Annotated in this window: 14 protein-coding genes; all 14 read left to right on the plus strand. The window is 41.5% G+C overall.

Features of this window, described 5'->3' with window-relative positions; translation table 11 throughout:
- Positions 1-37: 37 nt before the first annotated feature.
- The 14 genes from GYM74_RS07750 (at position 38) to GYM74_RS07815 (ending at position 22,702) form a co-directional block, all read left to right on the plus strand.
- Positions 38-4,261 carry a hemagglutinin repeat-containing protein gene (locus tag GYM74_RS07750; protein ID WP_220217656.1) on the plus strand — a complete coding sequence of 1,408 codons (4,224 nt, stop codon included), beginning with the start codon at positions 38-40 and terminating at the stop codon, positions 4,259-4,261.
- The gene (locus tag GYM74_RS07755) at positions 4,258-4,659 is read left to right on the plus strand and encodes a hypothetical protein (RefSeq protein WP_220217657.1); all 402 of its coding nucleotides are present in this window, start codon (positions 4,258-4,260) and stop codon (positions 4,657-4,659) included. Before GYM74_RS07750 ends, GYM74_RS07755 begins: the two co-directional genes overlap by 4 nt.
- 165 nt (positions 4,660-4,824) lie before the next feature.
- Positions 4,825-5,211, plus strand: a complete 387-nt coding sequence (locus tag GYM74_RS07760) for a hypothetical protein (protein WP_220217658.1) — start codon at positions 4,825-4,827, stop codon at positions 5,209-5,211.
- Between the two features lie 2 nt (positions 5,212-5,213).
- Positions 5,214-5,813 carry a hypothetical protein gene (locus GYM74_RS07765; RefSeq protein ID WP_220217659.1) on the plus strand — a complete coding sequence of 200 codons (600 nt, stop codon included), beginning with the start codon at positions 5,214-5,216 and terminating at the stop codon, positions 5,811-5,813.
- Positions 5,814-6,464: 651 nt separating this feature from the next.
- A complete protein-coding gene (locus tag GYM74_RS07770) occupies positions 6,465-9,137 on the plus strand; it encodes a hemagglutinin repeat-containing protein (protein WP_220217660.1) in 2,673 nt (890 codons plus the stop codon).
- A gap of 3 nt (positions 9,138-9,140) precedes the next feature.
- Positions 9,141-9,488: an immunity 8 family protein gene (locus GYM74_RS07775; protein WP_220217661.1), complete on the plus strand. Its 348-nt coding sequence runs from the start codon at positions 9,141-9,143 to the stop codon at positions 9,486-9,488.
- A 232-nt stretch (positions 9,489-9,720) separates the two neighbouring features.
- Positions 9,721-13,119 carry a hemagglutinin repeat-containing protein gene (locus GYM74_RS07780; protein WP_255556232.1) on the plus strand — a complete coding sequence of 1,133 codons (3,399 nt, stop codon included), beginning with the start codon at positions 9,721-9,723 and terminating at the stop codon, positions 13,117-13,119.
- A gap of 2 nt (positions 13,120-13,121) precedes the next feature.
- Positions 13,122-13,490, plus strand: a complete 369-nt coding sequence (locus GYM74_RS07785; RefSeq protein ID WP_220217663.1) for a hypothetical protein — start codon at positions 13,122-13,124, stop codon at positions 13,488-13,490.
- Positions 13,491-14,225: 735 nt separating this feature from the next.
- Positions 14,226-19,064, plus strand: coding sequence for a hemagglutinin repeat-containing protein (locus tag GYM74_RS07790; protein WP_220217664.1), 4,839 nt, complete (start codon positions 14,226-14,228; stop codon positions 19,062-19,064).
- A 28-nt stretch (positions 19,065-19,092) separates the two neighbouring features.
- Positions 19,093-19,500, plus strand: coding sequence for a ribonuclease toxin immunity protein CdiI (gene cdiI / locus GYM74_RS07795; RefSeq protein WP_220217665.1), 408 nt, complete (start codon positions 19,093-19,095; stop codon positions 19,498-19,500).
- 509 nt (positions 19,501-20,009) lie between these two features.
- Positions 20,010-20,264 (plus strand): hypothetical protein, encoded by a 255-nt coding sequence (locus GYM74_RS07800; RefSeq protein ID WP_220217666.1) that lies wholly within the window; start codon positions 20,010-20,012, stop codon positions 20,262-20,264.
- Positions 20,265-20,591: a hypothetical protein gene (locus GYM74_RS07805; RefSeq protein ID WP_220217667.1), complete on the plus strand. Its 327-nt coding sequence runs from the start codon at positions 20,265-20,267 to the stop codon at positions 20,589-20,591.
- A gap of 4 nt (positions 20,592-20,595) precedes the next feature.
- Entirely contained in the window at positions 20,596-20,952 is a 357-nt protein-coding gene (locus tag GYM74_RS07810) for a hypothetical protein (protein ID WP_220217668.1), read from the plus strand.
- Positions 20,953-21,433: 481 nt separating this feature from the next.
- The gene (locus GYM74_RS07815) at positions 21,434-22,702 is read left to right on the plus strand and encodes a hemagglutinin repeat-containing protein (RefSeq protein WP_220217669.1); all 1,269 of its coding nucleotides are present in this window, start codon (positions 21,434-21,436) and stop codon (positions 22,700-22,702) included.
- The last annotated feature ends 157 nt before the right edge of the window (positions 22,703-22,859 follow it).

A 22,859-nucleotide genomic window follows, 5' to 3' on the forward strand; every position in this document is an offset into this window, starting at 1 on the left:
TTATTTGTCCTACCTAGCCTATAATTTAATCTGCTTCTTGATTAAAAAGTCTTCTAAAAATATCTTAATCACGGTTTTATCTTCTTCCGATAACTTACTAAAAAATATTCAGTTATCCGGCAATAATGTCACCAATAGCGGCACGGTATTCGGTGAGCGGGTGGCGATTGATGCGAAAAATGATATTACCAATTACGGGAAGTTAGTCGGTGATAAGCTGGTTTATTTATCTGCCGATAATGATATCAATCTTCTGTCCAGTACCCGCACGCAAATCCGTGGCAATAATGTCACCACCAATATCGACCAGGCCAGTATCATTCAGGTGAATAATGGCAATATTGTTATCGATGCCGGGCATGATATTCACGCTAAAGCCGGCTGGATTATTAATAATGCTGAGACAGGCAATACGTCGTTGCACGCCGGTCATGATATTCGCTTTACTGCCGCTGAGATTGAAGAGAAGTTAGATTTAGGTGGCGGCAAACATTATCGTAAAAGCCATGAACACAATGTCGTTGGCAGTGAAATCAGTGCCGCCAATAATGTGACGTTAAGTGCCGGACATGATATTGATGCCAAAACGGTCGATATCTCTGCCGGTAAGCAATTAGGGCTTTATGCCGATAATGATATCGCTATCGGGACGTCGTCTGAGCGATTTGAGTTAGATGAGTTCCATAAGAGTTCAAGCAAAGGCTTTTTAAATAAAACGACCACCACTACGCAGACGCAAATCGATAATACCACCGAAAAAGGCAGTCAGCTCTATGGCGATAGTGTCACCATTGCCGCCGGGAATAATTTAAGTGTCACCGGTAGTCAGGTGGTCGGTACTCACGATGTCAATCTGAAGGCCGGCAATAATATTGATATTGATGCCGCCGAGGAGTCTTATTACCGTAAACAAGAGACGAAGACGAAAAAATCCGGGCTGATGAGTAGTGGCGGTATCGGGGTGACAATTGGTCATGAGAAAGAAAATCTGAAACAGACCGATAGCGAGCAAGCCTATTTAGGTAGTACCGTCGGCAGCACTGAGGGTAATGTGAGCATTCAGGCCGGTAAGGATATTACCGTCAAAGGCAGTGATATTATTGCCAAGCAGGATGTGAACTTAACCGGTGAGAATGTGGCTATCGAGGCACTTGATGCCAAAACCACCTATAACGAGCAGTACACTTATGAGAAATCCGGACTGACCATTGCGTTAACCGGTACGGCAGCAGATATGTATGAAGCGGCCAAAGCCGTTGAGCGGGCGAAAGAGAAAGGCAATGATAAGTTATTAGCCCTGCAATCAATTAAATCTGCGCTGACCGCACTTGAAGCGATTGAAGATTTGCAGCTGCAAAATCAGCAAGGTCAAAAACAGGCGTCAATCGGTGTCAGTGTGATGGTGGGCACGCAGCGCACTGAGCGGGAGGTCAATCAGGAGCAACATAATGTTATCAGTAGCGGGGTCTCTGCCGGGCAGAATATTCATATCACCGCAACCGGTGATGCAAATGAGCAAGGCGGGGATATCACCTTAAAAGGCAGTGAGGTGAAAGCCGGCAATGATATTAATCTGACCGCTAACCGGGATGTGAATGTGATTGGTGCGGTCAATACGCAGCACAGTGACCGGGATGAGAAAAGCTACGGCGGCGGCGTGGGGATTCAGCTTCAGTTTGGTGGTGATGAAAGTGGTCTGCGGTTTAAAGCCAACGGTAACTTTAGTCGGGAGCGGGAAAACGCTGACGGCAGTGCCTGGACCGAGAGTGTGATTGATGCTAAAAATCAACTCAATATCAAAACCGGTCATGATGTGAATGTGGTCGGTGGTCAGTTAAAAGGTGATACGGTGAAGATGAATGTGGGCAATAATCTTAACATTCAGTCACTGCAAGATACCGATAATTATGATTATGAAAAAATCAGTGCTTCGGTCAGCGGCACCGCCGGTTATGGTGGGGTGAGTGCGAACGGCTCGTTATCGGCGACGGAAATGGAAAGTAAATGGGCAAGTGTGACGGACCAGTCGGGTATCTTTGCCGGTAAAGGCGGCTATGATATCACGGTCGGCAATAACACGGACTTAAAAGGCGCAGTGATTGCCTCGAAAGCGGAAGATACCAGTAAAAACAAACTTGATACCGGCACTATCAGCTTCAGTGATATTAAAAATAAAGCTGACTTTAAAGTGACCCATGTTGCCATTAGTGGTGGCACCGCCGGTCCCGGTGCGCCAACGGCATTTAAAGACAGTGACAGTGACTCAAGCACCACCAAATCAGCGGTGGAAAAAGGCGAGTTAATCATCCGCAATCAGGACCAGCAAAAACAGGATATTAACGGCTTAAGCCGGGATACGGACAGTGCCAATAATCCGCTCAAACAGATTTTTGATAAGCAAAAAGAGCTGGATAAAATTGAGACGGTTGAGCTGATTAAAGATATTGCCCAGCAGGCTAAAAGTGTGGTGAAGAAATATGACCGCATTGAGGCACAAAAAGAGGTGGATAAAAACAAGGATGCGTTAACCCGGGCGGAAGCGGAAAAGCGATATAAATATTTAAGTGATGAGGAAAAAGCGAAATACGCCTCATTTGAACAATATTATAGCGCGAATGAAGATTCCATTTATTACGCGCTGGTTGATACTCAGCTAAAAGCCAATAAAGATAAAAATCTGGGCACAATGGGCGGTAATGTCAGTAAAGGGATTGATACCGCTATGGCGATTGTGACCGGGGTGATTACCGGCGATATTACCGGTAGTCTGGCGGGTGCCAGTGCGCCGTGGATTGCCGAGCAAATCAAACTGCATACCGGTCATGCTGATGAAAAAGGTAACTGGGTGACCGATGATATCGCCGGTAACTTAATTGCCCATGCGATACTCGGCGCCGTTGTCGCTGAGCTGCAAGGTGGTCCATCGATTGCCGGTGGGGCCGGAGCGGTTGTCGGTGAGCTGGCGGCAAAACTGATTCGTGAGCAACTCTACGGTAAAGATGTTAAAGACTTAACCGAAGCTGAAAAACAAAACATCAGCGCCCTCGCCCAACTAGCAGCCGGCCTGGCGATTGCCGCCGGTGGCGGTGATACCGGCGCTGCCGGTGCGGCGATTGCTGCCGGGAAGAATGCGGTTGAGAATAATTATTTAAATTCGTCAGATCATCAGACTAAAGAAAGTCTAAAATATAAAGAAAAAAATGGAACAATAACTGATTCTGAAAAACTAAAATTATTAGAGCTTCAAATAAAAGATGAAAGCACGACAAATGCTTTGTTAGAAGCCTGTGTTGATGCTAATAGTCAGGCATGTGCAACAGAACGCCAAAATGCTTATGATGCATTGAAGACCTACCAACAATATACTTATTTATATCCTGTGGAAACTCAAATAGGTTATCAGGAAATAAACCATTTATTAAAATCAACATCAAAAGAAGCAAATGAATTGCGCAGTATCTATGATGGCGTGGTGTTATCTTTTCAGCGTTGGGGTTACAACGAAGAAGATGCACAAAAAATGGCTGGCTATTATATGGGTAGCATGATGACAGTTCATGGTGTAGTTGGAGCTGGGATTACTCTGCCTAGAATACAAAAAGTATTCGGTAACACCAAGCAGTTGATCGGAAAAACTGCAACCAATGCCGGAAAGGGAACTGCTGTCAACAAACCATTAGACAAAACAGAGTTAGAGCTACAACACGGCAAAGGAAATGTTGAACAAGGTGGTGGCAATTATAAAGAGACTAAGGATAAAATACTTGATAATCAAGCTGCCAATCAGAAAGCCAACGAAAGTAGTAAATTTGGTGAACATGTAGCGAAAGAGCAACAAATTAATGCTGGTAAGGGGACAACACAGAATCTACCTGAGTGGATATCTGATATAAACTCGCCTAACGGTCGCCATTACTTTAATAACATAAATCAAAAGACAACGGCCAAGCCTCTAAATACAGTCATTGATTCATCTGTAGATGTTGCTGCGGATATGGCGGCAATTAAAAATGGACAAGCCTCAATAAAAGGAAATCAGATAACAGTTAATGGTCGAATCTATGAGAGAGAAGCCAACGGTACATTAGCGCCGATATCAGGGAATGGATTTACAACTTTAAATAGAGGTGAATTTAAATCTCTTGGGGTTTATAATCAATTTGGTAATACGAAACGGGCTGAGGATATTTTAAATAGTATGGGTATGAGTGCAGAATCTAGAGCAAAAGCACTTGAAGTATGGAGTAAAAATAATAAATGAGTGGATTTGACTTAATACTTGAAAAAAAAGTATCAAAAACAGAATTGAAAAAGGCAATATCTGAAAGTTTTAATATTCCGGAACAATCAATAGTAATTACCGATGACTACATTGACACGCCATTAACTGATGATGTTAAGTTATGGTGTATGGCAAATGAAACGCAAGGTGATTTTTTATTAGTTTGTCAGTTTTTTATTAGAGATAAATCAATAGAAAACTGTCCGGAGATGATATCAAAAAAGATAAGTTGTATTTTGGGTTCTACATGTTTAATACCTGATGATAGTCTAAGCCCTCTTACATGGATCATGATTTCACCTGATGGCTCGAAAAAATCCGTTATTTTAGATTCAGATGAACTAGATAATGATAAATATATTATTGATAAAAAGTAAGTGAAAATAAGCTCCTCGCCTAACCGACGGGGGGACCCTATCCTAAATTTTGTGTGTATTTGCCAGTTAGAGGTGACGAGTCATTCTGTCACCAAATTCTATAATAAATCGATTCATCGCACTCTTCCAGTTTTGAATAGGCATAGTCCATTTTTTAGATGCTTGTTGTATCGCTATGATGAATTACCTTTAGTCAAGCCTCGTTCTATAGATAAAATAGACCCAGCACCAGGACAGTTTGTTCTCGATAAAACAAGTGTAACAAAGCTAAACAAAGATGAAGTATATATTTATATCATTGATACAAATAATAATATACAAATAGCACCTAGAGGTAGCGCTGGACGAACAGGAGTAAAACATACTCAACTTAGTGGTGGTGAGGCGGTAAAAGGTGCCGGAGAGCTAAAAATGAATTCTGACGGGACTTTATTAATAAATAATCAGTCAGGTCGCTATCGTGCACAATCAAGTGATGCATTAAAAAAATTAGAATCACACTTGTCAAATATGAATATTAAAAGCAAATCAACTAGCGAGGTTATCAATTGATTATGGTTAATGAGTTAAAAAAAATAGATCTTTCAAAACCAGGGGCAATTACTGAAGTTGATATTATTCTCCATTCTCTAGCGAATATGCCAAATTTGTCCTTGAGGCAAATTTTTAACATATGCCCAGAAAGAAAAGATATTGGTTACATATTAGTAGGACTATGCGCATTATTTTTTTTAAAATCTCCACAATTTAATTCAACAGAATGGGGAGCATATAAAGATGGAAAATTTTCATCTGAAGAAAAACAATTAATTATTTTTGGTTTACTTAATGTAATAAGATATTCGCACATTGAAATTCATGAAGAAGTTGATGCAATAGATTTTATTTATGCAGCCTGTATTGCTTTGTATAGAATTTCCCCTGATAAAGCAGAAGAAGAGATAGTTAAAGAATTAAAGTTAAGCCCGACACCCTCTTTAATTGATGCTTTAGGAGTATTAGTTGGTCATGAGGTCAAGGGTTCTATAACAAAAGAAACATTTCGATTACTTGAACATTTTGCAGAAAAAACGTCAGGAGCATTGAGTGATACAGCAAAAAATGTTTTAAAAGAAGATGTGGAAAGAATGAATGCTATAAATCATTTTTTATAAAACAACTAATCGAATAACAAAAAATGGATTAGGTTGTTTGGAATGAAATAGTAGAGCCTAATATTATTCAAGATCAGCGTTTTCAATTTACTTATTAGAGAAAGCTCTTAATAAATTGCAATCTGATTTATCGTCAAAGATGAACATAGATAATTATTTAGAAACATTAGATCTTTCCAAACCAAGAGTGGTTGGTGATCTTGAAGTAATGGCTTGAGTCTTTTGTAAGTTTAAAAGAATTATCTATGGATAATATTTGTAATTTATGCTCTAAGCGCAAAGATGTTACTAGCATATTAATAGGACTGAGGGCTGGTTTTATTAAACCCCTTATATATGATAGTGATTATGGTTTAGATGGGCTAAAAAATTATAAACAGCAGTAACTTACAGCAATAGAAAAGCGTCTAATATTAAATGGATATTTTGACATTATTCGTTATTCACATATAGATAATCCAGAAAATCATGATGCGATAGATTATATTTATTCCGTTTGCGGCAAACTATACTTGCTTATTCCTGATGAGTTAGAAGCTAATTTAGTAGAGCAATTTTTATTGAATCCCACAGCGTCTTTTATTGATGCTTTAGGTCGATTAGTAAGAGACAAATGTTCAAAAGAGCCAGAAACCTCTATCTTGCTTAAAAATGCAGCTAATAGCCCTAATGACCGCTAACCGGGATGTGAATGTGATTGGTGCGGTCAATACGCAGCACAGTGACCGGGATGAGAAAAGCTATGGCGGCGGCGTGGGGATTCAGCTTCAGTTTGGTGGCGATGAAAGTGGTCTGCGGTTTAAAGCCAACGGTAACTTTAGTCGGGAGCGGGAAAATGCTGACGGCAGTGCCTGGACCGAGAGTGTGATTGATGCCAAAAATCAACTCAATATCAAAACCGGTCATGATGTGAATGTGGTCGGTGGTCAGTTAAAAGGTGATACGGTGAAGATGAATGTGGGCAATAATCTTAACATTCAGTCACTGCAAGATACCGATAATTATGATTATGAAAAAATCAGTGCTTCAGTCAGCGGCACCGCCGGTTATGGTGGGGTGAGTGCGAACGGCTCGTTATCGGCCACTGAAATGGAAAGTAAATGGGCAAGTGTGACTGACCAGTCGGGTATCTTTGCCGGTAAAGGCGGCTATGATATCACGGTCGGCAATAACACGGACTTAAAAGGCGCGGTGATTGCCTCGAAAGCGGAAGATACCGGTAAAAACAAACTCGATACCGGCACTATCAGCTTCAGTGATATTAAAAATAAAGCTGACTTTAAAGTGACCCATGTTGCCATTAGTGGTGGCACCGCCGGTCCCGGTGCGCCAACGGCATTTAAAGACAGTGACAGTGACTCAAGTACCACCAAATCAGCGGTGGAAAAAGGCGAGTTAATCATCCGCAATCAGGACCAGCAAAAACAGGATATTAACGGCTTAAGCCGGGATACGGACAGTGCCAATAATCCGCTCAAACAGATTTTTGATAAGCAAAAAGAGCTGGATAAAATTGAGACGGTTGAGCTGATTAAAGATATTGCCCAACAGGCTAAAAGTGTGGTGAAGAAATATGACCGCATTGAGGCACAAAAAGAGGTGGATAAAAACAAGGATGCGTTAACCCGGGCGGAAGCGGAAAAGCGATATAAATATTTAAGTGATGAGGAAAAAGCGAAATACGCCTCATTTGAACAATATTATAGCGCGAATGAAGACTCCATTTATTACGCGCTGGTTGATACTCAGCTAAAAGCCAATAAAGATAAAAATCTGGGCACAATGGGCGGTAATGTCAGTAAAGGGATTGATACCGCTATGGCGATAGTGACCGGGGTGATTACCGGTGATATTACCGGTAGTCTGGCCGGTGCCAGTGCGCCGTGGATTGCCGAGCAAATCAAACTGCATACCGGTCATGCTGATGAAAAAGGTAACTGGGTGACCGATGATATCGCCGGTAACTTAATTGCCCATGCGATACTCGGCGCCGTTGTTGCTGAGCTGCAAGGTGGTCCATCGATTGCCGGTGGGGTCGGAGCGGTTGTCGGTGAGCTGGCGGCAAAACTGATTCGTGAGCAACTCTACGGTAAAGACGTTAAAGACTTAACCGAAGCCGAAAAACAAAACATCAGCGCCCTCGCCCAGCTGGCAGCCGGCCTGGCGATTGCCGCCGGTGGCGGTGATACCGGCGCTGCCGGTGCAGCGATTGCTGCCGGAAAGAATGCGGTTGAGAATAATCATATTGGTCAAGCCATTGTAAAGGCCGCAGAGGCTTCATGTAACGGCGATAAAGCTTGTGAAGATAAGGTTATCTGGGAAGGAATAAACAGTTATAACGAAACGATAATAGAGTACGGCGAACCGCAAGTGATTGTGATAGGCGGACTGATAGCCGCACCTATCGCAATTGATATAGCCGGTCCTGCTATTGCTTCTTGTACTGCCAATCCTGTATTGTGTGCCAATAATGTAGGAACTTGGTTAATCGAAACTGTTGGATTTGAAGGTTACCCGGCGGCAGGGTTAGGAATGACTGCTGGCTCATTAGTTAATTCATTAAGTAAGTCTGAACTGAATGAACTTGCTGCTATAATGGAATTATATAAAAATAATCGTATTGAAAATCCATCTGTCGTATTAAATGAAATAAAAACGACTCTTAGTGAAAACGGGAGTTATAAAATTGTTTATGATAGAGCTAATAACACTATCGTTAAACAAACTAAAGCTGGAAAGGGAACTGCTGCCAACAAACCATTAGACAAAACAGAGTTAGAGCTACAACACGGCAAAGGAAATGTTGAACAAGGTGGTGGAAATTATAAAGAGACTAAGGATAAAATACTTGATAATCAAGCTGCCAATCAGAAAGCAAATGAAAGTAGTAATTTTGGTGAACATGTAAAAAATGAAAATAAGCTGACTGAAAATTGGAATAATACCAATCAGGCGCACAATGCTTCAAATAAACAAAAATTAAAAGAAGATTTATCAAATGAAAATCTACAAAACATAGCTAAAAAAGATCCTAGATTAAATGCTGTAGTTAACGGTCATAATGGAAAATTAAATTATGGTATTGGCTCAGGTACTACTGCGGAAGCGAACGAATTAGGGATGCAATGGGTTGGTGAAGGAGCTAAACAAACGTCTAACGGAGGATGGATTAGCGCTGATGGCACTAGAGGATATAGACCTCCATCAAGTAAGGATAGTCCATTTGCAACAACAGGAATCCAGGCCAATTTTGAAACATATAAGTTCGATGTTGATGGGAATAGAATAAAAGTAGGCAACGGACATTTGAATATTAAGGATTAAAAGATGAAAGTTTTATTAAAGTCAGTTGGTTCAATAGACTATGACCCAGCAACATATCTTCCAGAAGAAAGTAATATTTTTAGTATTACATTAAATTTATCTATAGGTCTAGCAGATAGCAATGGAGCAGATTATTTCGACCTATTGGTCTGTACTCCTGAATGGTTATCAAAAAGTATTTGGGAACCTGAATTAATTCGTCACATGCTAATAGTTCGCAAATATGATCTTGACGAAATAAAAGACATAATAAATAAATGTATCGAAAAGTGTACTTGTGATACTTGGTTGGAAACAGCTCAGAAACTATCAAGGTACTTTGCTTGGGAATATGAGGATTATCAGTCATAGTAAAATCCCACACCTAATCTGTGTGGAACTTACTTATTATCTTTTAGATTTGCATCGCAAGTTCAACAATCAACTAGCCCTGTTCAATCTTAATAATAACAGGGCAACCGACATAAAACCCTAGCAGCTAAAGCCCCCTACCCTTATCGATGCCTGACATGATATTGATGCCAAAACGGTCGATATTGCTGCCGGTAAGCAATTAGGACTTTATGCCGATAATGATATCGCTATCGGGACATCATCGGAGCGATTTGAGTTAGATGAGTTCCATAAGAGTTCAAGCAAAGGCTTTTTAAATAAAACGACCACCACCACGCAGACGCAAATCGATAATACCACCGAAAAAGGCAGTCAGCTCTATGGCGATAGTGTCACCATTGCCGCCGGGAATAATTTAAGTGTCACCGGTAGTCAGGTGGTCGGTACTCACGATGTCAATCTGAAGGCGGGCAATAATATTGATATTGATGCCGCCGAGGAGTCTTATTACCGTAAACAAGAGACGAAGACGAAAAAATCCGGGCTGATGAGTAGCGGCGGTATCGGGGTGACCATTGGTCATGAGAAAGAAAATCTGAAACAGACCGATAGCGAGCAAGCCTATTTAGGCAGTACCGTCGGCAGCACTGAGGGTAATGTGAGCATTCAGGCCGGTAAGGATATTACCGTCAAAGGCAGTGATATTATTGCCAAGCAGGATGTGAACTTAACCGGTGAGAATGTGGCTATCGAGGCACTTGATGCCAAAACCACCTATAACGAGCAGTACACTTATGAGAAATCCGGACTGACCATTGCCTTAACCGGTACGGCAGCAGATATGTATGAAGCGGCCAAAGCCGTTGAGCGGGCGAAAGAGAAAGGTAATGATAAATTATTAGCCCTGCAATCAATTAAATCTGCGCTGACCGCACTTGAAGCGATTGAAGATTTGCAGCTGCAAAATCAGCAAGGTCAAAAACAGGCGTCAATCGGTGTCAGTGTGATGGTGGGCACGCAGCGCACTGAGCGGGAGGTCAATCAGGAGCAACATAATGTTATCAGTAGCGGGGTCTCTGCCGGGCAGAATATTCATATCACCGCAACCGGTGATGCAAATGAGCAAGGCGGGGATATCACCTTAAAAGGCAGTGAGGTGAAAGCCGGCAATGATATTAATCTGACCGCTAACCGGGATGTGAATGTGATTGGTGCGGTCAATACGCAGCACAGTGACCGGGATGAGAAAAGCTACGGCGGTGGCGTGGGGATTCAGCTTCAGTTTGGTGGTGATGAAAGTGGTCTGCGGTTTAAAGCCAACGGTAACTTTAGTCGGGAGCGGGAAAACGCTGACGGCAGTGCCTGGACCGAGAGTGTGATTGATGCTAAAAATCAACTCAATATCAAAACCGGTCATGATGTGAATGTGGTCGGTGGTCAGTTAAAAGGTGATACGGTGAAGATGAATGTGGGCAATAATCTTAACATTCAGTCACTGCAAGATACCGATAATTATGATTATGAAAAAATCAGTGCTTCAGTCAGCGGCACCGCCGGTTATGGTGGGGTGAGTGCGAACGGCTCGTTATCGGCCACGGAAATGGAAAGTAAATGGGCAAGTGTGACTGACCAGTCGGGTATCTTTGCCGGTAAAGGCGGCTATGATATCACGGTCGGCAATAACACGGACTTAAAAGGGGCGGTGATTGCCTCGAAAGCGGAAGATACCAGTAAAAACAAACTTGATACCGGCACTATCAGCTTCAGTGATATTAAAAATAAAGCTGACTTTAAAGTGACCCATGTTGCCATTAGTGGTGGCACGGCCGGTCCCGGTGCGCCAACGGCATTTAAAGACAGTGACAGTGACTCAAGCACCACCAAATCAGCGGTGGAAAAAGGCGAGTTAATCATCCGCAATCAGGACCAGCAAAAACAGGATATCAACGGCTTAAGCCGGGATACGGACAGTGCCAATAATCCGCTCAAACAGATTTTTGATAAGCAAAAAGAGCTGGATAAAATTGAAACCGTTGAGCTGATTAAAGATATTGCCCAGCAGGCTAAAAGTGTGGTGAAGAAATATGACCGCATTGAGGCACAAAAAGAGGTGGATAAAAATAAGGATGCGTTAACCCGGGCGGAAGCGGAAAAGCGATATAAATATTTAAGTGATGAGGAAAAAGCGAAATACGCCTCATTTGAACAATATTATGAAGATAATAAAGATTATATTTACTATGCGCTGGTTGATAAGCAGCTGGAAACCAATAAAAATAAAGATAAAAACCTGGGCACCATGGGCGGTAATGTCAGTAAAGGGATTGATACCGCTATGGCGATAGTGACCGGGGTGATTACCGGTGATATTACCGGCAGTCTGGCGGGTGCCAGTGCGCCGTGGATTGCCGAGCAAATCAAACTGCATACCGGTCATCAAGATGAAAAAGGTAACTGGGTGACCGATGATATCGCCGGCAACTTAATTGCCCATGCGATACTCGGCGCCGTTGTTGCGGAGCTGCAAGGTGGTCCATCGATTGCCGGAGGGGCCGGAGCGGTTGTCGGTGAGCTGGCGGCAAAACTGATTCGTGAGCAACTCTACGGTAAAGATGTTAAAGACTTAACCGAAGCTGAAAAACAAAACATCAGCGCCCTCGCCCAACTAGCAGCCGGCCTGGCGATTGCCGCCGGTGGCGGTGATACCGGCGCTGCCGGTGCGGCGATTGCTGCCGGGAAGAATGCGGTTGAGAATAATGCCGTAAGCACGAGTGATGGTGGTAACTGGGGTGCTTGGCTTAATATACATCATGATACCGGGGCTCAATACGATGCAACACTTGATGCATATGCTAATAATTATTTAACGGCAGAAGAAACCGAGCAAGCACTGAGTGGCTTAATAAAAGGTAAAGGAATGCCTAATGGTAGCGATTATGCTGAATTATGGATGCGTGCACCCGAACAAATTGGGCAATATTTGCCCGGACCAATCGGTATAGCTATGGAAATTTTAGCCTTAGCTGATGTTGCCATAACAAATACAGATAAAGCTAATCTGGTACAATTATTAACTGAGGCAAGCAAGGATCATTTATCTGGCTTAGATAATTCAGAATCAATGGCTGCACTCGATATGATGATAAGTCGATTAGCTGCGGGTAGTAAAAATAAACAACTTCAAGGTATAATCAAACGTAATGTAGAATCCAATGTCGCAAAAAATCAAAAAGGCAATGCGTCGAGTAAATTTGGTGACCATGTAGCGAAAGAGCAACAAATTAATGCTGGTAAGGGGAAAACCAATCCAACAGCACCTATAAAAATTAATATTGCAAATGATTTTACAAAATCGCCTCAATCTATTTGGGGTAGATCTGCTGATGATATTGCAAAAGATTTTCAGGCAGCAGGTTATCAAGTTAATGTTAGACAATCAACAAGAGGTTCAGGACAGGCGGTCATTATTGAAGTTAAAGGTCATCCTGAAATTAGCCAGATACAGATACACCCTGGTGGAGGACGTCATGGTGGTAGCTATTATAAAGTATCAACTACAACACAAGGTACGTTAAAAGTTGTTGATCCAAAGACATATAAATCAAGTGCGGGAGAAAAAGCGACAATTATCAATAAACCAAAGGAATAAATATGAATAAGATTAAATGGGTAACTCAGGCAATAGCACAGCCTTGCGAAATACAAAAAAGTTTGTTTCCGGATTTTGCAAATATAGCTGATGAATTAGCAGTTGAGTGGGAGATGGCCTTAGATGAACTTAATGATCCTCTAGTGGCATCTTCTCTTACATCAGAACAAAAACTAGCACTAAAAAAATTAGATGATTATATGTTATCTATAAGTGGAGCAGCTAATATTCAATACTGGAATAATGACGCGCTTTGTGAAAGCGTTGAGTGGCAAAAAATGAGGAAAATGGCGATTGATATATTGCTCATCATGAATTGGGAAAATGTTGTACCAGCAAAAGCCGATGCAATATATATCAATCATGATTAAGTATCAAATCCCCACCTAATTTGTATGGGGATTTTTTATTGTTTTTTAAAAATTGCTTGTAAGTTCAATAATGAGTTTATTTTACTCAACCTTAATGATGACCGGCCGTCCGGCATAAAAACCTATCTGCTCCAGGCCCCTACCTTAATCGTTAGTGAGGTTTGGAGTAGCTTTTGCACCTTGTGCTATCTTTAGCATAATAGATAATTTTTAAATACGGTTAAGTGTATTTTTTTATCTTTCCCCAACAAAATCCCTAAAAATAAAGACAATACCTCCCTTCCCCTTTATTTATTACAAGATTTCATATTAAACGATACCGCTCGTCAACCAACAGCGGTTGAAAATACCCATCAACATGTTGATATTAATCAGCCTGTTCAAGATTCAGCTAAGCAACACGAAAAACAGATTGATAACCCGCATTTTGGGCACGATAATACAACGGCGGTTAACGCGACAATCGATAAACAGGAGGTTATCACCTCTGCAAATACCCCTGTCGATAATAATATTGATGACCATTTAAATCAGCAAAGCCAGCAGGCAGATCATGCCGATTTAGCCACCGCCGATAAGGATATTACCCCGCCTAAAACTATCAACATTTATGAGCCTAATTTAACCCTGCCGGATAACAGTTTATGGATCGTCAATAAAGATACCGATAAAAATTATATTATTGAAACCGACCCTAACTTTACTCAGCGTAAGAAATGGTTAAGTTCAGACTATATGTTAAGTCGCTTAAAAGCCGATCCGGACTCGGTGCTTAAGCGCTTAGGTGACGGTTATTATGAGCAACAACTGATTAAGGAACAAATCGTTGGTTTGACCGGTCATCGCTATTTGCAAGGCTATGAAAATGATTTAGCGCAGTATCAAGCCTTAATGGATGCCGGTATTAGCTTTGCTAATCAATACGGTATTGCGCCAGGGGTGGAGCTGTCTGCTGAGCAGATGAAAGCGTTAACCACTGATATGGTCTTGTTGGTGAAAAAGCAGGTGGTCATTAATCATCAAGCTATCGATGTTTTAGTTCCGCAGGTTTACATTGTTAACCGCACTGAGCTCAGCCATGACGGTGCGTTAATTGCCGGTGATAATGTCTTTATTAAAGGTCAGGCGCTTAATAGCAGTGGATTAATTAATGCGAAAAAAGATATTCAGTTATCCGGCAATAATGTCACCAATAGTGGCACGGTATTCGGTGAGCGGGTGGCAATTGATGCGAAAAATGATATTACCAATTACGGGAAATTAGTCGGTGATAAGCTGGTTTATTTATCTGCCGATAATGATATCAATCTTCTGTCCAGTACCCGCACGCAAATCCGTGGCAATAATGTCACCACCAATATCGACCAGGCCAGTATCATTCAGGTGAATAATGGCAATATTGTTATCGATGCCGGGCATGATATTCATGCTAAAGCCGGCTGGATTATTAATAATGCTGAGACAGGCAATACGTCGTTGCACGCCGGTCATGATATTCGCTTTACTGCCGCTGAGATTGAAGAGAAGTTAGATTTAGGTGGTGGCAAACATTATCGTAAAAGCCATGAACACAATGTCGTTGGCAGTGAAATCAGTGCCGCCAATAATGTGACGTTAAGTGCCGGACATGATATTGATGCCAAAACGGTCGATATTGCTGCCGGTAAGCAATTAGGACTTTATGCGGATAATGATATCGCTATCGGGACGTCGTCTGAGCGATTTGAGTTAGATGAGTTCCATAAGAGTTCAAGCAAAGGCTTTTTAAATAAAACGACCACCACCACGCAGACGCAAATCGATAATACCACCGAAAAAGGCAGTCAGCTCTATGGCGATAGTGTCACCATTGCCGCCGGGAATAATTTAAGTGTCACCGGTAGTCAGGTGGTCGGTACTCACGATGTCAATCTGAAGGCGGGCAATAATATTGATATTGATGCCGCCGAGGAGTCTTATTACCGTAAACAAGAGACGAAGACGAAAAAATCCGGGCTGATGAGTAGTGGCGGTATCGGGGTGACCATTGGTCATGAGAAAGAAAATCTGAAACAGACCGATAGCGAGCAAGCCTATTTAGGCAGTACCGTCGGCAGCACTGAGGGTAATGTGAGCATTCAGGCCGGTAAGGATATCACCGTCAAAGGCAGTGATATTATTGCTAAGCAGGATGTGAACTTAACCGGTGAGAATGTGGCTATCGAGGCACTTGATGCCAAAACCACCTATAACGAGCAGTACACTTATGAGAAATCCGGACTGACCATTGCGTTAACCGGTACGGCAGCAGATATGTATGAAGCGGCCAAAGCGGTTGAGCGGGCGAAAGAGAAAGGCAATGATAAGTTATTAGCCCTGCAATCAATTAAATCTGCGCTGACCGCACTTGAAGCGATTGAAGATTTGCAGCTGCAAAATCAGCAAGGTCAAAAACAGGCGTCAATCGGTGTCAGTGTGATGGTGGGCACGCAGCGCACTGAGCGGGAGGTCAATCAGGAGCAACATAATGTTATCAGTAGCGGGGTCTCTGCCGGGCAGAATATTCATATCACCGCAACCGGTGATGCAAATGAGCAAGGCGGGGATATCACCTTAAAAGGCAGTGAGGTGAAAGCCGGCAATGATATTAATCTGACCGCTAACCGGGATGTGAATGTGATTGGTGCGGTCAATACGCAGCACAGTGACCGGGATGAGAAAAGCTACGGCGGTGGCGTGGGCATTCAGCTTCAGTTTGGTGGCGATGAAAGTGGTCTGCGGTTTAAAGCCAACGGTAACTTTAGTCGGGAGCGGGAAAATGCTGACGGCAGTGCCTGGACCGAGAGTGTGATTGATGCCAGGAATCAACTCAATATCAAAACCGGTCATGATGTGAATGTGGTCGGTGGTCAGTTAAAAGGGGATACGGTGAAGATGAATGTGGGCAATAATCTTAACATTCAGTCACTGCAAGATACCGATAATTATGATTATGAAAAAATCAGTGCTTCAGTCAGCGGCACCGCCGGTTATGGTGGGGTGAGTGCGAACGGCTCGTTATCGGCCACTGAAATGGAAAGTAAATGGGCAAGCGTGACTGACCAGTCGGGTATCTTTGCCGGTCAAGGCGGCTATGATATTACGGTCGGCAATAACACGGACTTAAAAGGCGCGGTGATTGCCTCGAAAGCGGAAGATACCAGTAAAAACAAACTTGATACCGGCACTATCAGCTTCAGTGATATTAAAAATAAAGCTGACTTTAAAGTGACCCATGTTGCCATTAGTGGTGGCACCGCCGGTCCCGGTGCGCCAACGGCATTTAAAGACAGTGACAGTGACTCAAGTACCACCAAATCAGCGGTGGAAAAAGGCGAGTTAATCATCCGCAATCAGGACCAGCAAAAACAGGATATTAACGGCTTAAGCCGGGATACGGACAGTGCCAATAATCCGCTCAAACAGATTTTTGATAAGCAAAAAGAGCTGGATAAAATTGAGACGGTTGAGCTGATTAAAGATATTGCCCAACAAGCTAAAAGTGTGGTGAAGAAATATGACCGCATTGAGGCACAAAAAGAGGTGGATAAAAATAAGGATGCGTTAATCCGGGCGGAAGCAGAAAAGCGATATAAATATTTAAGTGATGAGGAAAAAGCAAAATACGCCTCATTTGAACAATATTATAGCGCGAATGAAGACTCCATTTATTACGCGCTGGTTGATAAGCAGCTGGAAATCAATAAAAATAAAGATAAAAACCTGGGCACCATGGGCGGTGATGTCAGTAAAGGGATTGATACCGCTATGGCGATTGTGACCGGGGTGATTACCGGTGATATTACCGGTAGTCTGGCCGGTGCCAGTGCGCCGTGGATTGCCGAGCAAATCAAACTGCATACCGGTCATCAAGATGAAAAAGGTAACTGGGTAACCGATGATATCGCCGGCAACTTAATTGCCCATGCGATACTCGGCGCCGTTGTTGCGGAGCTGCAAGGAGGTCCATCGATTGCCGGTGGGGTTGGTGCGGTTGCCGGTGAGCTGGCGGCGAAACTGATTCGTGAACAACTCTACGGTAAAGACGTTAAAGACTTAACCGAAGCTGAAAAACAAAACATCAGCGCCCTCGCCCAGCTGGCAGCCGGCCTGGCGATTGCCGCCGGTGGCGGTGATACCGGCGCTGCCGGTGCGGCAATGGCTGCCGGGAAGAATGCGGTTGAGAATAATTTGTTAAGCCCTGCGGATGTTGCTGAAGCAGACAAGAAATATGCAGCCTGTAATGGTGATAGAAAATGCCAAATGCAGGTAGTAAAAGAAACAAATGAGCTTGATAAAGAAAAGATCAGAGCATTACAAGAATATAAAAATCAATTGTTAGAAGAGTATGCTGAGAGATATCGAGAAATTATAGCGGATTGTGAAGGCTATACAACTTGTCAGTTAGAAAGAAGAGATTGGTTGCAGGAAGAGATAGATAATCGATATCGTGATTTTTATAATATAGTTACTGATGGTGCATCACCAGATGATCTGAGTTTTGGATATTATCCTGATGACACAAAAATTCAATCCTTATGGGAAGGAATGAAAAATGCGCCTGGCAAGTTGGTTGATAACATTGTTGAAGGTGGCGATAAAGCTATTCGCTACATTGATGACAACTCACTAGGAAAAATTGCAGATGACGCTTGGGAGTTTGGAAAGAAAATAGCAAGCATTCCAAGAGAATGGTTAAATAAAGAGATCCCAGCAGATTCTTTTGAAACAGCATTGACTAACTTAGCAAGTATGACTGGGCATGATGTTGGTGAAGCGTCATTCTATACTGTTGCGGGAACGGCAACGGCTGCTTTAGGCGGTAAGATTATACAATGGATTGACGGGAAATGGACCCCAGTTAAGATTGGTAGTTTGGAGACCGGAAAGGGACCTACTGCCAATAAACCATTAGACAAAACAGACTTAGAGCTACAACACGGAAAAGGAAATGTTGAACAAGGTGGTGGAAATTATAAAGAGACTAAGGATAAAATACTTGATAATCAGGCTGCCAATCAGAAAGCAAACGAAAGTAGTAAATTTGGTGAGCATGTAGCGAAAGAGCAAGAAATTAATGCTGGTAAGGGGACGACAACAGTCAAAACTCCAGATGGTATTAGTTTTAATATTGAGCAACCAAAGCATTTAGCAACTGTGGATAGATTTAGTCAAAATGGTATTTCAGGTGGGCATAATGCTAATGCTTTTTATGATGCAGCTAAGCAAAATAATGTTAAAATTTTGAATGAGACACCGACAGGAACTCCAGGCATTACTAAGATTGAGTATCAAATACCTGCGAAAGATAGGGCAGGAAACTTCACTGGGGATTATAAAGGTAATGGTTCGAAACCATTTACAAAGACAATTTATGACCCAAAGATATTTACAGATCAAAAAATGCTAGAACTTGGTCAACAAGCAGCATCTAGTGGTTATAAGCAAGCAATCGCTCGAGGGGAAAGAGCATATAATGCGACTGCCGGAGGTGTAACATTTAGGGTTTATATAGACCCTAAAACCGGTACCGTTACTAATTTTCACCCGAAATAGTATATTATAAATATTTGAGGAGTATATTTTGAAAGATTCTATAAATATTGAAACAGATGGATTTTCACAGCTAAATAAGCATCTGTTTGAGAGACCTCTTAGTATTTCAAAACCTAGTAGTATTATAAAAAATTACTTTGATCTTATGTATAATGATGGCTGTTTTCTAAATGCTATCGAAAATATTATTCAAAAAGAATCTTTTATACAGGATGGTGTGTATTGCAATTTCCCTGATATGAATAGTTATTATGAAGATGAACATTTTGAGGGGGTTCAGTTTGCAATTGGTTATCCGCCAACAGAAGAAGATACGGTAACTGTTAGTGAAAAAACTTGTTATCATTATGTTAGATTAGCCTGTGAAAAGTATCTACATCTTCACCCAGAGGATACAGATAAGGTTAATGAGTTATTAGCTAAAATACCAGTGTAGATATGGTGATGATATCTATTCTAAATATATTTCTCGTGTTGTTCTGGATACTGAACATTCAAATATTATCCCCAGTATTTAGCTGGGGTCATATTTTATTCTTGGCTTTAGTATCAGTTATAAGCAGAACAATTATAATGATTAAGGATAATAACCTATTGATACAAAATAGGATATTTGGCTATATAAAAAATTTATGGCGAGGCTCTGTGACATTTTTAGATTTAGCGATGATGGACATAATGCAGGTAGTAAGGTAGTTATTGCGAGCAGCAACACAAAATATCAAAATACTAACAATCATATTACTGGTTATAGTGTTAATCAATTCCAATTCATCAACCATCAAAAGTAAGCAGAATATCTCCGCATAGCTTGGCTTAACCTTTTTCCAGTAAATAGGATGCTGGTAAAGGGACGACGGGGAATAATTCCTTTTACCTTTTGGTAAAATTATTAGAATTGGCGGAAAAATTATTAAAATAGAGACGAAAGCTGGGCAAGCATTAGTGAAAGAAGCTGAAAAGGCTTATAATTCCGGTGATATCGCCACAGGCAATCAACTTATGCATCAAGCTGCCAGCCATGGAACGACAGTTGAAACTACGGTTATAAGAAATAGTGATGGTTTGAATGAAATAAAAATAAATCAAACTCCACTGGAAGGACAAAACCGTCTCAATACTCCAGATCTGGGTGGTATTGGTAAATTAAAACCAGCTGAAGCAGCTGCTGCTGCGCAGCTTGAACATGCATTAAGTTAAATGGAGCGTTATACTCCTCCGTCAGGAGCAACACAGGGGGCATCTCCCGACTTTGTCATTACCTCAGGTCCTAATAAAGGTAAAACAGTAGATGCTTTATATACAACAGATAAGCTTTCGCAAAAAGAAATAGATGGATTAAATAAATTTTACGAAAAAGATATAAATACAGGTAATGGAAAAATCGTTATCCAAGATCATTTGAAAAAAGCTGATTTTGTCCCTGTTGACTTTAGAGTATTAACGCCATCTAATCAAAAAATATTTTTAGATTACATAAAAACCTTACCTAAAACGCAACAAAATAAAATCATTATTATGAGGTAATACAATGGGTGCATCTATAATTTTTAGTCGGGATGATTCAATAGAAAAAATTGAAGATAAATTTAAATCAACATATGTAAACGGAAGTTATTGGAATGCTTTTGGTGATTTGCTAGACGCGGTATTTTTGCCTAATTATCCTAAATTACACGAAATTATAAAATCAGAAGAAGGAGAATACTTGAAGTTTTATTCATTTGTTGAATTAGATAAGGAACAATTTGATCAATCCGTAAAATTAATTAGAGACTACATTGCAAAACAAAAAGATCCAACCGAATGGCAAAAAATGGCGCAAGTAGTTTGGAATGAAATAGCTGAACCTTATATTGTTAAAGATAAACGTTATCAACTTACTTAAACGATATAAAAATTAAGTTACAACATCCCTACTTTATAGTAGGGATTTTTATTGCAGTTTTTCAAATCTTTAAATCAAACTCTACAATCAACTTGTTATGCACACTTTAATAATAACAGTAGTATACACCAACATAAAATTCTATCTACTCCAGCCACCCCACCTTAACCGTTAGTGAGGTTTGGAGTAGCTTTTCCGCATTGTGCTATCTTTAGCATAATAGATAATTTTTAAATACGGTTAAGTATATTTTTTATCTTTCCCCAACAAAATCCCTAAAAATAAAGACAATACCTCCCTTCCCCTTTATTTATTACAAGATTTCATATTAAAGGATACCGCTCGTCAACCAACAACATTAGTCGGTGATAAGCTGGTTTATTTATCTGCCGATAATGATATCAATCTTCTGTCCGGTACCCGCACGCAAATTCGTGGTAATAATGTCACCACCAATATCGACCAGGCCAGTATCATTCAGGTGAATAATGGCAATATTGTTATCGATGCCGGGCATGATATTCATGCTAAAGCCGGCTGGATTATTAATAATGCCGATACAGGTAATACGTCGTTGCACGCCGGGCATGATATTCGCTTTACTGCCGCTGAGATTGAAGAGAAGTTAGATTTAGGTGGCGGCAAACATTATCGTAAAAGCCATGAACACAATGTCGTTGGCAGTGAAATCAGTGCCGCTAATAATGTGACGTTAAGTGCCGGGCATGATATTGATGCCAAAACGGTCGATATTGCTGCCGGTAAGCAATTAGGGCTTTATGCCGATAATGATATCGCTATCGGGACGTCATCGGAGCGATTTGAGTTAGATGAGTTCCATAAGAGTTCAAGCAAAGGCTTTTTAAATAAAACGACCACCACCACGCAGACGCAAATCGATAATACCACCGAAAAAGGCAGTCAGCTCTATGGCGATAGTGTCACCATTGTCGCCGGGAATAATTTAAGTGTCACCGGTAGTCAGGTGGTCGGTACTCACGATGTCAATCTGAAGGCGGGCAATAATATTGATATTGATGCCGCCGAGGAGTCTTATTACCGTAAACAAGAGACGAAGACGAAAAAATCCGGGCTGATGAGTAGCGGCGGTATCGGGGTGACAATTGGTCATGAGAAAGAAAATCTGAAACAGACCGATAGCGAGCAAGCCTATTTAGGCAGTACCGTCGGCAGCACTGAGGGTAATGTGAGCATTCAGGCCGGTAAGGATATCACCGTCAAAGGCAGTGATATTATTGCTAAGCAGGATGTGAACTTAACCGGTGAGAATGTGGCTATCGAGGCACTTGATGCCAAAACCACCTATAACGAGCAGTACACGTATGAGAAATCCGGACTGACCATTGCGTTAACCGGTACGGCAGCAGATATGTATGAAGCCGCCAAAGCGGTTGAGCGGGCGAAAGAGAAAGGCAATGATAAGTTATTAGCCCTGCAATCGATTAAATCTGCGCTGACCGCACTTGAAGCGATTGAAGATTTGCAGCTGCAAAATCAGCAAGGTCAAAAACAGGCGTCAATCGGTGTCAGTGTGATGGTGGGCACGCAGCGCACTGAGCGGGAGGTCAATCAGGAGCAACATAATGTTATCAGTAGTACACGATTATCTATTAGTAATGAAATAACTCGGTTTTTAGCATTTAAAACCTATACACATTACAAAATCCAGCTGTGTTTCTTGGCACTTTTGTGCCGGCTGGATTGTAGAAAGGTACCAATCGAAAAATAATAAAAAGGAAATACGTTGTAAAATAGATAGTATGCTAAAAATCATCTGAATTGATAAAAGTTCTCTTTGTACAATCACCACCGACCGATTTGATATTCAAAAATAAATATGGTTATTGAGATCCAAATTCCCTGCCAACTACAAGATTTAAAAGAAA

It is taken from the genome of Gilliamella sp. ESL0405 (genome assembly GCF_019469205.1).
Taxonomy (GTDB): domain Bacteria; phylum Pseudomonadota; class Gammaproteobacteria; order Enterobacterales; family Orbaceae; genus Gilliamella.

What these genes read in the sequence shown, in the direction of transcription:
- GYM74_RS07755 (WP_220217657.1), top strand. Translation starts at nt 4,258, where the DNA reads ATGAGTGGATTTGACTTAATACTTGAAAAAAAAGTATCAAAAACAGAA.
- GYM74_RS07765 (WP_220217659.1), top strand. Translation starts at nt 5,214, where the DNA reads ATGGTTAATGAGTTAAAAAAAATAGATCTTTCAAAACCAGGGGCAATT.
- GYM74_RS07770 (WP_220217660.1), top strand. Translation starts at nt 6,465, where the DNA reads ATGCAGCTAATAGCCCTAATGACCGCTAACCGGGATGTGAATGTGATT.
- GYM74_RS07775 (WP_220217661.1), top strand. Translation starts at nt 9,141, where the DNA reads ATGAAAGTTTTATTAAAGTCAGTTGGTTCAATAGACTATGACCCAGCA.
- GYM74_RS07785 (WP_220217663.1), top strand. Translation starts at nt 13,122, where the DNA reads ATGAATAAGATTAAATGGGTAACTCAGGCAATAGCACAGCCTTGCGAA.
- GYM74_RS07790 (WP_220217664.1), top strand. Translation starts at nt 14,226, where the DNA reads ATGTTAAGTCGCTTAAAAGCCGATCCGGACTCGGTGCTTAAGCGCTTA.
- GYM74_RS07805 (WP_220217667.1), top strand. Translation starts at nt 20,265, where the DNA reads ATGGAGCGTTATACTCCTCCGTCAGGAGCAACACAGGGGGCATCTCCC.
- GYM74_RS07810 (WP_220217668.1), top strand. Translation starts at nt 20,596, where the DNA reads ATGGGTGCATCTATAATTTTTAGTCGGGATGATTCAATAGAAAAAATT.